This window comes from Nocardia aurantiaca, from assembly GCF_009708175.1.
In the GTDB taxonomy this organism is placed as follows: Bacteria; Actinomycetota; Actinomycetes; order Mycobacteriales; family Mycobacteriaceae; genus Nocardia; species Nocardia aurantiaca.
The window spans coordinates 412,961-427,665 of the sequence record NZ_WMBB01000002.1; the positions used below are offsets into that span (position 1 = coordinate 412,961).

13 protein-coding genes are annotated in these 14,705 nt (G+C 66.8%); 8 read left to right on the top strand and 5 right to left on the bottom strand.

Annotation, left to right across the window (positions count from 1 at the left end; translation table 11 throughout):
• The first annotated feature begins 7 nt into the window (after window positions 1-7).
• Window positions 8-1,219 (top strand): ArsB/NhaD family transporter, encoded by a 1,212-nt coding sequence (locus GLP40_RS05160; RefSeq protein WP_154786637.1) that lies wholly within the window; start codon window positions 8-10, stop codon window positions 1,217-1,219.
• Here the strand turns inward: GLP40_RS05160 and GLP40_RS05165 are convergent.
• Window positions 1,216-2,109, bottom strand: coding sequence for a hypothetical protein (locus tag GLP40_RS05165; protein ID WP_154786638.1), 894 nt, complete (start codon window positions 2,107-2,109; stop codon window positions 1,216-1,218). The two genes, GLP40_RS05160 and GLP40_RS05165, sit on opposite strands and share 4 nt — an antisense overlap.
• Before the next feature lie 148 nt (window positions 2,110-2,257).
• Here GLP40_RS05165 and GLP40_RS05170 point away from each other — a divergent pair, with 148 nt between their 5' ends.
• Window positions 2,258-2,692 (top strand): SRPBCC family protein, encoded by a 435-nt coding sequence (locus tag GLP40_RS05170; protein ID WP_328289707.1) that lies wholly within the window; start codon window positions 2,258-2,260, stop codon window positions 2,690-2,692.
• A gap of 6 nt (window positions 2,693-2,698) precedes the next feature.
• Here the strand turns inward: GLP40_RS05170 and GLP40_RS05175 are convergent, their stop codons facing one another.
• The gene (locus tag GLP40_RS05175) at window positions 2,699-3,052 is read right to left on the bottom strand and encodes a VOC family protein (protein ID WP_154786640.1); all 354 of its coding nucleotides are present in this window, start codon (window positions 3,050-3,052) and stop codon (window positions 2,699-2,701) included.
• A gap of 15 nt (window positions 3,053-3,067) precedes the next feature.
• Entirely contained in the window at window positions 3,068-3,877 is an 810-nt protein-coding gene (locus GLP40_RS05180) for a MerR family transcriptional regulator (protein WP_154786641.1), read from the bottom strand.
• A 213-nt stretch (window positions 3,878-4,090) separates the two neighbouring features.
• On the opposite strand from GLP40_RS05180, the gene GLP40_RS05185 reads away from it, so the two are divergent.
• Together GLP40_RS05185 and recR are read left to right on the top strand one after the other, a co-directional pair.
• The gene (locus tag GLP40_RS05185) at window positions 4,091-4,426 is read left to right on the top strand and encodes a YbaB/EbfC family nucleoid-associated protein (RefSeq protein ID WP_328289708.1); all 336 of its coding nucleotides are present in this window, start codon (window positions 4,091-4,093) and stop codon (window positions 4,424-4,426) included.
• Between the two features lie 15 nt (window positions 4,427-4,441).
• The gene (recR, locus tag GLP40_RS05190; RefSeq protein ID WP_328289709.1) at window positions 4,442-5,050 is read left to right on the top strand and encodes a recombination mediator RecR; all 609 of its coding nucleotides are present in this window, start codon (window positions 4,442-4,444) and stop codon (window positions 5,048-5,050) included.
• 20 nt (window positions 5,051-5,070) lie between these two features.
• Here recR and GLP40_RS05195 read toward each other — a convergent pair whose 3' ends face one another.
• Both GLP40_RS05195 and GLP40_RS05200 read right to left on the bottom strand, forming a co-directional pair.
• A complete protein-coding gene (locus tag GLP40_RS05195; protein ID WP_154786643.1) occupies window positions 5,071-5,262 on the bottom strand; it encodes a hypothetical protein in 192 nt (63 codons plus the stop codon).
• Between the two features lie 144 nt (window positions 5,263-5,406).
• The gene (locus GLP40_RS05200; protein WP_328289710.1) at window positions 5,407-6,048 is read right to left on the bottom strand and encodes a hypothetical protein; all 642 of its coding nucleotides are present in this window, start codon (window positions 6,046-6,048) and stop codon (window positions 5,407-5,409) included.
• Window positions 6,049-6,698: 650 nt separating this feature from the next.
• Here GLP40_RS05200 and leuA point away from each other — a divergent pair.
• The 4 genes from leuA to GLP40_RS33580 all read left to right on the top strand — a co-directional run bounded on the left by leuA (window position 6,699) and on the right by GLP40_RS33580 (window position 14,673).
• The gene (leuA, locus tag GLP40_RS05205; RefSeq protein WP_154786644.1) at window positions 6,699-8,501 is read left to right on the top strand and encodes a 2-isopropylmalate synthase; all 1,803 of its coding nucleotides are present in this window, start codon (window positions 6,699-6,701) and stop codon (window positions 8,499-8,501) included.
• A gap of 420 nt (window positions 8,502-8,921) precedes the next feature.
• The gene (locus GLP40_RS05210; RefSeq protein WP_328289711.1) at window positions 8,922-10,199 is read left to right on the top strand and encodes a cytochrome P450 family protein; all 1,278 of its coding nucleotides are present in this window, start codon (window positions 8,922-8,924) and stop codon (window positions 10,197-10,199) included.
• A gap of 665 nt (window positions 10,200-10,864) precedes the next feature.
• The gene (locus GLP40_RS05215) at window positions 10,865-12,631 is read left to right on the top strand and encodes an acyl-CoA dehydrogenase family protein (RefSeq protein WP_154786645.1); all 1,767 of its coding nucleotides are present in this window, start codon (window positions 10,865-10,867) and stop codon (window positions 12,629-12,631) included.
• Between the two features lie 194 nt (window positions 12,632-12,825).
• A complete protein-coding gene (locus tag GLP40_RS33580) occupies window positions 12,826-14,673 on the top strand; it encodes a MinD/ParA family ATP-binding protein (protein WP_328289712.1) in 1,848 nt (615 codons plus the stop codon).
• Window positions 14,674-14,705: the final 32 nt, after the last annotated feature.

A 14,705-nucleotide genomic window follows, 5' to 3' on the forward strand; every position in this document is an offset into this window, starting at 1 on the left:
GCGCGCCATGCGAGACGAGGTGCCCTCGGTGTGGCGGCCGAGCGCACTGGACGTTGTGCGGATCAGTGTGCTGCTGGTCGGATTGCTGTGTGTGGCGACGGGACTGCTGCCGCAACACGAGGCGGCGCAGAACATGCGGCGGATCGCGCCATTGCTGTTGTTTCTGGGCAGTGTGATCGTGCTGGCGAATCTGGCGCGGCGGGCCAAGGTGTTCGATGTGATCGCACATCGACTGGCGATCGTCGCGGGTGGGAACTATGTCGGGTTGTTCCTGCTGTGCGTGCTGTTCGCGTCCACCACGACGACGGTCCTGAACCTGGACACCACGGCGGTGCTGCTCACGCCGGTCATGATCGCGTTGGCCGTGCCCGCGCGGATTCCGCCGTTGCCGTTGGCCATGACCACATTATGGCTGGCGAATACGGCGAGTCTGCTGCTGCCGGTGTCGAATCTGACGAACCTGCTGGCCGCGGATCGGGTGGCGCTGGACGCGACCGGGTTCGCGGCCAGAATGTGGCTGCCGCAACTGCTTTCGATCGCGGTGACCATGGTGTGCCTGTGGTGGTGGTACTGGCGGCGGTCGCAACGCGGGGCCGATCGGTACGTGGTGCCGGAGCCGATCCGACCCGTGGATATGCGCGAGCGGGTACTGCTGTACGCGTCCGGCGGCGCGTGCCTGCTATTCGTGCTGGCCATTCCGTTCGTGGGGGATCGGATCGCGATCGCGGCCACGGTGGCCGCGGCCATCGCGGTGCTGGCCTTCGCGATCTGCGATCGGTCGGCGCTGAGCCTGTCGCTGTTTCCCTGGCAGTTGCTGGTTTTCGTGTCCGGCCTGTTCCTGGTGGTGCCCACCCTGTCCGCGCACGGGCTTTCGACGGTGATGGATCATCTGATCGGGCAGGGCACGAGTGGACCCGGCGTGTTCCGGGCCGCGGGCGCGGGCGCGGCGTTGTCCAATGTCGTCAACAACCTGCCCGCCTACACCGCTGGCGAGGCGGTGATCTCCCCTGGTGCGCGGAATCAGTTGCTCGCCTTGCTGATCGGCACCAATATCGGCCCGGTGATCACCCCGTGGGCCTCCCTGGCCACGCTGCTGTGCCTGGAGTTCTGCCGCGCCCACGGGGTGCGCGTCCCGATGCGCCGGTTCGTGGTGACCGGCCTGGTGCTGGCGGTGGCCGCGGCCACCGCCGCCACCGTGGGGCTGCTGCTCACCGGTTAGAACGTATTCACCGGACGCAGTGCGTATTCCACGATCTCGATGACATCGTCATCGGTGTACACGGTGGGCAGGGGTAGCTCCAGGTGCTCCAGCAGCCTGCGCACCTGACCGATCGTCGGTTCGCTCGGCGGCCGCAGATCGGTGTCGCGACTGAGCAGCACCGGCTGCGCCTGTTTGAAACTCACCGCCAATTCCCGGGTGAAATCCGAATATTGGGACTTGCCGCGCTCGAACAGCAGCGCCGGGGTCTTCGAGCCGCGCTGGTTCATGATCACCACATTGTCCGACATGTCCCAGCGGTAGGTCGACAACGTCGACGACAGCCCGAGTTCGACGGTCAGGAACTCCGACTGCTGCCGGTACCAGGCGCAGGCCAGCACCGTGGCGTAGGACTGCTTGCGAATGCGGTCAACCGTCCAGGGTCGCCCATTGACATCGCCCTGCGGCTGGAGCGAATTGCGGTATTGCGCGTCCGCCAGACACAGCTGCTCATTGCCCGGGTCCAGGACCTCCACCCGCAGATTCAGCAGGCGGCTCTCATTACGCGCGCGCCCGAGGAAAGAGGGCAATGTCACCGCGCGCAGATAGGTTCCGGTGCCGCCCTTGTAGATCCAGTTGTCGGTGTCCCCGCAGGCCTGCGCGTGCGCCTGATCGATTTCCGCGCCGTGCAGCAACCGCACCGCCGCCAGTTCTCGAACCAACCGAGAGGTCCGATTCCGGTCGCGCAGCAGCGTGAGCGCGAGCAGGCTCAGCACCAGCAGCGTCGCCCCGCTCACCGCGTTCATATTGGCGAACTTGTCGAAGGCCTCGACCACAATGGCGATGGCCGCCACGACCAACGTCACGACACCGTCGATATTGAGCCGGACCCATGTCACGAATCGCGTCATCACCGCGTCCTCCCCCGCAGTAGTGCACCCAGGATAGGTGCCCGACCCGACGCGGCGCAGCGAACCGGCGCACCCGGATGCGGCGTAGCATGACCGAGCGGTAACAGGGCACAGTGCCGGTCGGCCCGCAATCACTAAGGAGCACATGGTGGGACAGGTCAGCGCCTCCAGTTCGATCGTCGTCGCGGCGGATCCGAAGCGGACCCTCGACGCGATCGCCGATTACGAGACAGTGCGGCCGAAGATCCTCTCCTCGCACTACCGCGACTACAAGGTGGTCGAGGGCGGCCAGGGCGCGGGCACGGTCGCGGAGTGGACGCTGCAGGCCACCGAGAAGCGGTCGCGCAATGTGCGCGCCGCCATCTCGGTCTCCGATTCCATGGTGACGGAACGGGATTCGAACTCCTCCATGGTCACCGCCTGGACCGTGACCCCCTCCGGCAGCGGCTCGCTGGTCACCGTGCGCACCACCTGGAAGGGCGCGGGCGGCATCGGCGGCATCTTCGAGGGCATCTTCGCGCCGATCGGCCTGAAGAAGATCCAGGCCGAAGTGCTCGAGAACCTGAAGCGCGAGCTCGCCTAGCGAGACTCAGCCCTCGCCGCCGATATCGAAGAGGTTGCCCTCCGGGTCTGCCAGCGTCGCCCACTTCACGCCGTATTCGTCGAAGTCCGCGAGGTGTTCGGCCCCGAGGGCGACCGCGCGCTCGACCTCGGCGCGCAGCGCGCTGCCCGCGCTCAGATCGACGTGCACGACGTTCTTGCCCGGGTTCTTGTCCGGCACCTGGACGAACATGAACGTCGGGGTGGCGGCGGCGTCGTCGATGGTCGCGAAGTGCTCGTTCGCGCCCTCGTCCACCGGGCGGTCCAGCAACTGCGCGTAGAAGCCCGCCAGCGCGGCGGCGTCGTGGCAGTCGAAGACGATATTGCCGAGGGACAGTGCCATGGGTGCTCTCCTTCTTCAGAGCCGGCCGATGGGCCAGCAGACTTCGGTGCGGTAGTCGGCGGGCTCGGCGTCACCGGGCCCGACCAGGTAGATTTCGCGCACGGGTTCGTCGAGCGCGGTGTCGTGTTCGGCCACATGGCTGCCCAGCGCGCCATAGGTGCGGTCGAATTCGGTGAACGGGCCCGCGTGGACGGCGATGGCGAACCGACGGGCGGGGAGGTCGAGGACTGCCTCGGCGTCGAAGCGGCCCCGATGCCGCTCGTCGATCGGTACGAAGGTGACGACTTCGCCGCGGTCGTATTCGAAGAACTCCGGCGCGTAGGTGGCGCCGTCCGGTCCGGCGGGTGCGAGGTTCGTGGCGGCCAGCCGCGCGTGCATGGTGCCGTAGCTGTGCTCACACCACGCGTCGCACTCCTCGCGCGCGACCTCCGATCTCATGGCCAGCACCGGATAGCGTGCGACGGAACGGTATTCGACGCTGATCTCGGTCGAGGGCAGCAGCAGCGCCCGCAGCGAGGCCACCACGTCGCGAGTGCGCACCAACTCGGCTTCCATGCGTTCGAGATGCGCCCGGATGGCCGCGTCCCGCGTCGCCTGATCCGGGGCCGCCATGACCGCCTTGATCTCCGGCAGCGGCATGTTCAGCTCGCGCAGCCGCTTGATCAGGTGAGCCTGGTCCACCTGCTCGGTCGAGTAGAACCGGTAGCCGGAGCTCGGGTCGATCGCGACCGGCTCCAGCAAATCGATCTCGTGGTAGTACCGCAGCGTCTTGATGGTCAGGTAGGTGAGCCGGGAGAACTCGCCGATCGGAACCGTTGCCGTCATGCCTACAGCGAACACTCTCCAGCCGCAGGAGAGTCAAGGCGCTGCGGGAGGTCGCCGGGAAAAGAGCAGCGCGGCCGGAAATTCGGGAGAGAAAACGGCCACGCACCGGCCATTCCGCTCGAGACAGACCGGTCCCCCCATCCCATGTGGCGAAGGTCGGAGGACGCTGGACGACTAGGCTGGGATCAATCGTCCCCGCAGAGAGGAAACGCCGTGCAGCCCGGTGAAGGATTCGATTTCCAGCAGTTGATGGCCCAGGCCCAGCAGATGCAGCAGGCCGTCATGGCCGCGCAGCAGGAAATCTCGGAATCGGAGGTCGAGGGTGAGGCGGGCGGTGGCCTGGTGCGCGCTCGGATCCGCGCCACCGGCGAGGTGCTGGCCCTGACCATCGACCCGAAGGTGGTCGATCCCGAGGATGTGGAGACGCTGCAGGATCTGATCATCGGCGCGCTCAATGACGCCATGGACACCGCGCAGAACCTGGCCGCCGAGCGGCTGGGCCCGCTGGCCGGCGGATTCGGTGGCGGCGGCGCGCTGCCCGGACTCTGATCGGGGATGGCGTAGGTGTACGAGGGTCCGGTTCAGGATCTCATCGACGAGCTGGGCAAACTGCCCGGAGTCGGCCCGAAGAGCGCGCAGCGCATAGCGTTTCATCTCCTCTCGGTGGAGCCGCCGGAGATCGACCGGCTCCAGGCGGCGCTCCAGAAGGTTCGCGACGGCGTGCGGTTCTGTGCCGTCTGCGGCACCGTCTCCGACGGTGAACTGTGCCGTATCTGCGCCGACCCGCGCCGCGACCGGACCATGATCTGCGTGGTCGAGGAACCCAAGGACGTGCAGGCGATCGAGCGCACCCGCGAATTCCGCGGCCGCTATCACGTACTCGGCGGCGCGCTCGATCCGCTCTCGGGCGTCGGCCCGGACCAGTTGCGGATCCGGGAACTGCTGACCCGCATCGGAAATCAGGACGACGGCGTGGACGTCACCGAGGTGATCATCGCCACCGATCCGAATACCGAGGGCGAGGCCACGGCCACCTATCTGGTCCGCATGCTGCGCGATTTCCCGGGTTTGAGCGTGACGCGCCTGGCCTCGGGTCTACCCATGGGCGGCGATCTGGAATTCGCCGACGAATTGACCCTGGGTCGCGCGCTTTCGGGGCGCCGAGCCCTGTAAGGGGTTTACCGGGGAGTGGGTTATGTCCACGTCGGCGGCGCGGGCAGCGCCGCCGGCTGTGGGCAGGGAATGTGCTGAATGTTCCTGGGGATATCCGCCCCCGCCCCGCTGGCGTGCAATGCCACGGCGATAGCGAAGGTAGCCGCCAGCCCGGCGATCACGGCCAAGCCCTTACGCAAAGTCCCCGCGCTCAGGGATGGGCGTAGCTTCATGTCTCGCTCCTCGCCTCGGTGAGTAATGCGATCAAACTCGGAAACACCGCGTGCAATTAGCGAAATGCTAGCTTTCCTGTGCGGGTGCGGGCTTCATTGTCGGGGGTCTGATCCGGAAATTGAAATCTGTCCGTTATTCGACGGTTAGAACGTGAGGCGTTGCCAATCGACGGCCGCGAATCCCGAACGATCTCCGGTGGCCCAGCCCCAGATGAGATCGGCCACAATTCGCGAGTCGTTTGCGGTGGCGGCGAAATGCTTGTCGGCGGACCCTTCTCGGTATTCGATGTCGTAATGGCCGTCCGGATGCCGATAGGTCTGGATGTAGACCTGATCGCCGGTCTCCGCGATCAGATACGGACCGGGTTGTCCCAGCTCCGGAATCCACAACTCCACCAGTTGCTTTGTCAGATAAGGGAATTCGCCCGCCCCGCCGTGTGTCACGGCGGCCGGCGTCGATCCGGCAGGATCCGCGAGCCAGGCCAGCTGCGGATCCCACACCGCGTAGCCGCGCGGGGTGCCCAGCTCGAACAGCAGCGAGCGCACGTGGCCGATTGCGTCGTAGGGGGTGGATACGAACAGCGCGTCGCCCAGCACGCCGTCGGCGGCGGGCGCCCCCAGGAAGCTGTCCGCCTCCGGCAGTTCGGCATTGCGCTCGTCCAGCTCGGCCGCGATCTCGGTGGCGGCGTCACCGGCCGGTCTGCCGTCCTGCGCGGTCAGGTACGCGTCCACTTCAGCAGGGGATGTGGCGGCACCGGAGGGCAGCAGAACGAGGTCGTAGCTCACCTGGCCAGGCTAGTGGCCGGCCGGCGCGCGTCCGCCGCCCGGTCTCCGCGCAGGCGCAGCCGCCGGACATGTCGGCGCAGTCGGCCACGAACAGATGCCGCGATCGATCGGCATCGAAACACTCGGATTCGGTGCATTCCACCGATCCGGCGACGTGCACGATCAGTGTGCCGTGACAGTGATCGAGGGCCGATTCGCACAGTTGGGACGCACCGCGACCTCCTTCACGCGTCATGACGGTGTTATCACCAGGGTGCGGCATCTGGCGGGAGGTCACCGCGTGTCGCCCGAACTGTCCGAAGACTCCATCGTGTCGGTGCTTCGCGTGGTGAGCTGGACTGATGGGGATCGAGGTTTCCCTCGAGCATCGCACCGTCATCCACACCGACGCGGGAATCCATCATCACGGCCTCGGTCGACGTGGTTCCGCCGGTCCGGGACGGTGAGTGACGCGCTCGGACTGTGGGCCTCGCCTCCCCGACTTCCAGGTGCCTATCGCGCCCCTGTAAACTCGTCGTCATCATGCAGCGGGCACTTCTCCTCAGCCGCCGCGACGGGGTCTGATACGGACCGGCTCCCGCCGCGGGGATCTGCCGCGCCGGTCTACCCCATTACCCGGGATCCAGCCACACCCTCGGAGATAAAACGCCATGTCACCCGCTGACACTTTCGTATCCGGCACGCGCACCATCATCGCGCCGTCCAAGCCCGCGCCTGCCGACCAGCCTGCCTGGAACACGCAGAAGAACTCGTCCATGCCGGTGTTCCGGTACCGGCCCTTCGCCGAGGAGGTCGAGCCGATCACGCTGCCCGACCGCACCTGGCCGGACAAGATCATCGATCGCGCGCCGGGCTGGTGCGCCGTGGACCTGCGCGACGGCAACCAGGCGCTGATCGATCCCATGAGCCCCGCCCGCAAGCGTCGCATGTTCGACCTGCTGGTGCGCATGGGCTACAAGGAGATCGAGGTCGGCTTCCCGTCCGCCTCGCAAACCGACTTCGACTTCGTCCGCGAGATCATCGAGGACGGCGCCATTCCGGACGACGTCACCATCCAGGTGCTGACCCAGTCCCGGCCCGAGCTGATCGAGCGCACCTTCGAGGCCTGCGCCGGCGCGGCCAATGTGATCGTGCACTTCTACAACTCGACCTCGATCCTGCAGCGCCGCGTGGTCTTCCGCGCCGACCGCGAGGCCGTCAAGAAGATCGCCACCGACGCCGCCGAGTTGTGCCTGGAGGTCGAGAAGCGCTACCCCGACACCAACTGGCGCTACGAGTACAGTCCGGAGTCCTACACCGGCACCGAGCTGGACTACGCCCGCGAGGTGTGCGACGCGGTCTCCGAGATCATCGCGCCGACTCCCGAGAAGCCGCTGATCATCAACTTGCCCGCGACCGTGGAGATGTCGACGCCCAACGTCTACGCCGACTCCATCGAGTGGATGCACCGCAACCTGGCCCGCCGCGACTCCATCGTGCTGTCGCTGCACCCGCACAATGACCGCGGCACCGCGGTCGCCGCGGCCGAGCTGGGCTACCAGGCCGGCGCCGACCGCATCGAGGGCTGCCTGTTCGGCAACGGTGAGCGCACCGGCAATGTCTGCCTGGTGACGCTGGGCATGAACATGTTCTCGCGCGGCGTCGACCCGCAGATCGACTTCAGCAACATCGATGAGATCCGCCGCACGGTCGAGTACTGCAACCAGTTGCCCGTCGCCGAGCGCCACCCCTACGGCGGCGATCTGGTGTACACCGCCTTCTCGGGCTCGCACCAGGACGCCATCAACAAGGGCCTGGACGCCATGAAGGTCGCCGCCGACGCGCAGGGCGCCGACGTGGGCGACATCGTGTGGGCGGTCCCGTACCTGCCCATCGACCCGAAGGATGTCGGCCGCACCTACGAGGCCGTCATCCGGGTGAACTCGCAGTCCGGCAAGGGCGGCGTGGCGTACATCATGAAGACCGATCACGGGTTGGTGCTGCCGCGCCGCCTGCAGATCGAGTTCTCGCAGGCCGTGCAGAAGGTCACCGACGGCGAGGGCGGCGAGGTCACCCCGAAGGAGATGTGGGACGTCTTCGCCGAGGAGTACCTGACTCCGATCCTGCCGTTGGAGCGCATGCGCCAGAAGGTCACCGCCTCCGAGACCGACGACGGCGTCGACCACATCGAGGCCGTGGTCAAGGTGGACGGCGTCGAGCACGCCATCTCGGGCGAGGGCAACGGCCCGCTCGCCGCCTTCGTCGACGCCTTGGCCACCATTCGCTACGACGTGCGCGTGCTGGACTACAGCGAGCACGCCATGTCCTCCGGCGACGACGCCCAGGCCGCCGCCTACGTCGAATGCGCGATCGGCGATCAGGTCACCTGGGGTGTGGGCATCGCCACCTCCATCACCACCGCCTCGCTGCGCGCGGTCGTCTCCGCGGTGAACCGCGCGGCCCGCAAGGCCTGAGGATTCTCGCCCGATCCTCGCGAACGTGACGACCGATTCCGCGAGGATCGGGATTGAACCCACCGGGTACGCCCGAATCGGGTCGGCGCTCGACGCAGCTGGCCGATAGCCGGCCATCCGCGGGCAAGCTGTTGCGCTCGCTGTGGCACCAACGCAGCCTGGTGGATCTCGTTCGCCCGGAACAGCAGCGAGATCCCTCAGCTCCGGAACCGGGCGGGATCGCTGACCGGTGACGTGACAACCGCACCGGTAGGCGGGTCCCAGCCCTCTTGTGTTCGAAGGCGTTTCGCCCTGTGCGCGGACGACGGACCAGGCCTTGGTCATTGCCGGTGGTGAGCGGCAGGCGCGTCGATCACATCCGGACGTGTCCGCCGCCTGCCTTGGGTACTATTCTGCCGCAACCGATTCAAGGGAGACTACGTGGATCCGCAGCAGGGGCATCAGGGTGCTACCGCCACCTCGAAGCCGCCGATAGAGGACAACGGTCGAATCCCAATCTACAGTCCAGAGTTCGCGGCCGATCCGCACGGACACTACCGTCAGATGCGTATCGACTACGGATCTGGCGATGCCGCTGCACCTGGACCGGGCCTGGTGCCAGTTGAGATATGGCCTGGAGTGCCCGCAACCCTGGTCATCAACTATGCGACTGCGGTGCGTATCCTCAACGACCCCAGTCATTTTCCGGCTGATCCGAGTGTCTGGCAGAGGACTGTGCCTGCCGATATCCCGATCATGCCGATGGTCGAGTATCGACCCAACGCGATCCGAACCAGCGGGGCCGAGCACGCTCGTTACCGCCGGGCGATCGCCGACGCCCTGGCCGGGATCGATCACAACACGGTGCGATCCATGGTGGAGCGTTCCGCCGTCCCGGTGGTCAACACGTTCTGCGAGGACGGCAGGGCTGACGTGTTGAGCCAGTACGCCTTTCCTCTGGTCTTCTCGGTCTTCTGCCAGACCCTCGGCTGTCCACCGGAAATCGGTGAGCGGGTCGCGGCGGCCATCGCCGGGATGTTCGACGGTGTGGATACGGCAACAGTGAACGCGCAAATGGGCGAAGCGTTGCTCGACCTCACCGCTCTGAAGCGAGCTCAACCGGGCGACGACGTCACCACGAGACTGGTCCAGCATCCCGCCGAACTGACCGACGAGGAGATGGTGCATCAGCTGGTTCTCCTCTTCGCGGCAGGTGTCGAACCACCGCTGAACCTCATCGCCAACACCCTGCTGCTGATGCTGACCGACAGCCGCTTCACCAGCACTGTTCAAGGAATTCCCCTCCCGACGAGCACCGCCATCGACGAGAGGCTGACAACCGACCCGCCAATGGCGAACTACTGCATCACCTATCCGCCCCAGCCCACCCTGATCGAGGGCGTGTGGCTGCCCGCGCATCAGCCGGTCATCATCAGCATGGCCGCATGCAACACCGATCCAGACCTGAGTTCACACACGGCGGGGGACAATCGATGGAACCTGGCGTTCAGCTCCGGCCCTCACGCTTGTCCTGCGCATGCCCGGCCATTCGGGACGCTGCTGGCGCGGGAAGTCATCGATCAGCTTCTCGACTACCTCCCGGAAACCAAGCTGGCGGTCCCCGCCAAGGATCTCGTGTGGCGCCCCGGCCCGTTCCATCGAGCGTTGACCGCCTTGCCCGTGGTGTTCCCACCTTCTCGCCCGTTCCCGATTCTGTAGGCGTAGCACCCCGGCACACCAGACCCACGGTGGTGGCCGGACCGCGTTGCGCGGCAATCCAGTACACGCGGTCCGGCTTCCCGCACTCCGTGGCTCGCTGGTGTCTGCCGTCGAGGATCACTCCCAGGCCGTGACGGACCAGGTCGGGCACGACTACGGCCGTGACCTGTGAATGTTCGCCGCGAGGCTCGAGACAATCTGTGCAACAATGTAATTCGTGATCAATCGGCCGAAGGCAACACTGCGGCAACGAATCACGCAGGTCGACGAGGCGATCTTCGTGGTTCAGCGGCGCTTTCGGACTGCTGCCCGGCCGACACGAACAGACCTCCCGCCCCGCCGTCAAGACCCGATCGGGCGTCCGTGGTCTCGGGAACCTTCTTCGGTGATTCCGCGGCTCCTCGAGAGCCACGGTCGGCACCGCGTCGGCTCCGCTGGCCGGAGCGCGGATCTCGGTGACCGAGGACCGAGCGGAATTCACATGAAGGTGTGTGGTGCGTCGAGCTTTTGACAGGTAATCGCCCGGCTCCCTCCTGCCGGTTCCCTGCGGTGTCCGCGTGAGCGGGCGGCAACGGCAGACACTGGTGCGCGGAAGTCCGGCGATGGCCTCGTATGCCCGCGGCGGATGAGTGGCCGCTGGGATCGTGAATGAGTAGGAGGCGGTTATGGATTCGCACGGGCACAAGGAAGATACATCGCTGGCCGAGGTGCTTCGGCACGGCAACCTGGAATTCGACCAGCATCTGCAGAGGGTTCTGAGCAACCCGGCCTACTTCGTCACCGAGAAGCAGAGCCAAGAGCAGCGTCGGCAGAACGCTTACGACCAGTTGCACAATCTGGTCCAGGAGATCGGTAGTACTCGCGATGTCGCCACCGACCTCCCGCGCCTGTTCGCGGTGTTCGACTGGTCGGCGGTGCTGGCGACGGACCTGATTCCGCTGATTTCCGGCCACTACAACCTGGCTTCGGGCAGCCTGTCCACCCTGACCGATACCGATTCGGCCGCACCGTATCTGGCGGACCTGGATGACGGGTCCAGCGTCGGTGTCATGCTGCTGACCGAGTACGGGTGCGGTTCCAACATCCAATTCATGCAGACCACCGCGACCTGGGACGGCGACGGGTTCGTGATCAACACCCCGAACCCGCGGGCGCGCAAATTCATGCCCAGCGTCGGTATCCCGGTGTCCCGGGTCTGTGTGGTCGGCGCCCGCTTCATCGACGCCGCGGGTGTCGATCAGGGAGTGCACCTTTTCGCGGCACGGCTGCGCGGCGCCGACGGTGCGGCCGCCCCCGGCGTGACGATCACCCAGCTCGACCACCAGCCGCTGGTCATCATGGACAACTCGGTCATCAGCTTCGACAATCTCCGGGTCGAGCGCAGCGCCTGGCTGAGCAACGACCTGGCCACCATCGACGACCAGGGTGTACTGACCTGGCGAGACGAGGACAGCCGAAAGAGGTCATTCGCTTCGGCGATCAGCCAGCTCACCGTGGGAAGGCTGGCGCTCGCGTCCTGCCTGAACGCCACCGCCCGCGCATCGCTGTACATCGCGCTGCGCTATGCCGCCAAGCGGGTGGTGCCGCTGACACCGTTCGACAGTCCGCTCATGGCCGAGCTCCCGCACGTGCGCGACACCCTGCTGACCGATCTGGCCGGCACCGTCGCCCGGACCATTTACGGGAACGCGATCAAGACATCGCTCGCGGTCAGCGATCTCACCAGCCGTGACACCGTTGTGTCGGTGATGCTGGCCAAGCACTACATCCAGCTGCACGCCTTGGATACGGTGACCCACTGCCGAATCAGAATGGGTGCGCAGGGCATGTTCAGCGCCAACCGCGTGGCCGACTATCTCGGGGTCTGCCACGCGGCCATCACCGGCGAAGGGGACTGCCACGTCCTCGGGTCCGTGGCCGGTCGGGTCCTGGCCAAGCACCTGGCCGGGAAGCTGCCCCCCGAAGCCGGTGTGCACGATCCCGCCGACCCCGGTGACCGCCTGAGTCTGTTCGCCGCTCGCACCCTGACGATCGTGGAGGAGACACAGCAGTACTTGGCGACGCCAGGGCTCGAGGGACGGTTGGCGGTCATTCCAGAGGCGCTCGAACTGGCCGAGGCATACTCGGCCGAAGAGACTCTGCAGTTGCTCCACCAGTATTCCGATCATGCCGAGATCACCGCCGTGCGTGACGTTTTCGCGCTGAGCTACCTCGATCAGCACGCCACGTGGTACCTCATGCGCGGCCTGCTCGACATCGCCGCCGTCGAGAAGACGAAGCAGCAGCTCCGCCGCGCTCTCGACAACCTGGCCGACAACCTACCCCGACTGCTGGACGCCTTCGGCTTCACTGATGAGATTCTCGGCGCACCAGTACTTTCCGAGGATCTGCCCGCCGCATGGGACTCCCGTTGCCAGGATTCACGGCGCTGATCCGCCAAGGCCGATGCGGATCGGGTGCCCGGCGTGGGCACCCGATCCGATAGGGCGCGGTCAGATGCTTCGTTGTCGCACCTGGCCGGGGGAGGCGGTTCTGCCTCGTCGCGTCCGGGCGGGTCAACAATGCTAGCGTTGGTTCGCATTAGCGCCGAGCTCTCTGTTCGAGCCGTCGAGCAGATGGGGGACACGTGACCACGAAAGATCAGAATTCGACCTCGAACCCGGCTTTGCCGGAGGACGCCGAAGACGCCCTCGAGGTGGCGGAGGCTACGGACGTGGCAGCGCAGGGCGAGCCCGCCGAAGTGAGGGAATCCGGAACCGACTCCGAGGAGCAGGTGGCCGGGTTCTTCCCGCCGGTGCCGGATTCGATCGACCAGACCGTGCTGCACGCGGCCGGGGGGCCGGGCGAGGGGCCCAACCCCTTCGCGGCGCCGAACGGTGCCTTCCCGGGGCCCTATGGACCGGGTGGGCCGGATGGTCACAATCCGTTCGCGCACGATGGCCACAATCCGTTCGCGCCGGGCGGTCCCTACGGCCCGCCGGGATTCCCGTCCACCGGCGCCTTCCCGCCGCCGCCGGACGCCGGACAGTTCGCGCCGCCGCCGAATCCCGGTGTGCCGGGCGGTTTTCCGCCGCCGGGTCCGCCTCTCGGCGAGGTGCGGGACCAGACTCCCTACGGCGAGATCCGGCAGGAGATCGGCAGCGACGGCATGGTGCGCCGGGTGTTCCCCGAGCAGCAGGGCGCGCCGGGGGCGGGCGAGAACCCCGGAGAGCCCGGGCATTTCGGCGGACCGGGACAGCCGGGGCAGTTCGCGCCGTCCAATGATCAGCCGGGCGGGCCGATCTACAGCTGGTCGCCGCCTCCGGCCGCGCCGCCGCAGCAGCCTCAACAATCCCAGCCGCAGGCGGGCTTCCAGCCGGGCTGGAATCCACAGCCGCAGCAGGGTTTTCCGCAGCAGCAGGGTGGTTTCGGTCAGCAGGGCTTCGGTCAGCAGCCGATGCCTCCGGCGCATGCGGTCAATGACTTGAACCTGTTGAAGCGGGCCAAGCGAGCGCCGCGCAGCGGGTGGCGGCGGGCCGTCCACAAGGCCTCGGGCGGCGCGATCAACCCGGGCGAGTCGGCCGCTGACGTGGTGTACCGGCAGCTCGTGGACCGGGTGAACCAGCCGGTGCGCGGGGACTACCGCATCGCCATCCTGTCGCTCAAGGGCGGCGTCGGAAAGACCACCACCACGGTCGGTCTCGGCTCCACCTTCGCCTCACTGCGCGGTGACCGGGTCATCGCCATCGACGCCAACCCGGACCTCGGGACGCTGGCGCACCGTGTGCCCAGGCAGACCCGCTCCACGGTGCGAAACCTGTTGGAGGACGGTCACATATCGCGCTACTCGGATGTGCGCGCGCACACCTCACAGGCGCCGAGTCGTCTGGAAGTGCTTGCCAGCGAACAGGATCCGGCGGTATCGGAGGCATTCTCCGAGGCGGACTACCGCAAGGCCATCGGCATCCTGCAGCAGTTCTACAACATCATCCTCACCGATTGCGGCACCGGCCTGATGCATTCGGCCATGTCCGGCGTGCTGGATATGGCCAGCTCGCTGGTGCTGGTGACCTCTCCGGCCATCGACGGCGCGCGCAGCGCCTCGGCCACACTGGACTGGCTCGACCACCACGGCTACCACAAGCTGGTGGAGCGGACCGTGGTGGTGGTCAACGCCTCTCGCAAGGGTTCCTCCACGGTGGACCTGGACCAGCTGCGCAAGCTGTTCCTGGACCGCACCCGCGCCGTGCAGGTCGTCCCCTTCGACGACCATCTGGCCGAGGGCGCGGAGATCGACCTGGAACTGGTCGGCAAGCCCACCCGACGGGCCCTGCTGGAACTGGCCGCCATGGTGGCCGACGACTTCGGCTATCAGGCCGCGCAGCAAGGGTTTCCGCCCCAGCAGGGCGGCTTCCAGCAGCCCCCGCACGGTGGTTTCGCGCCGCAGCAGGGCGGTGGTTACCCGCCGCAGCCGGGCGGCGGCTTCCCGGTCTAGCATCCTCGGACGAGGAACTGCCCCGCAGTTCA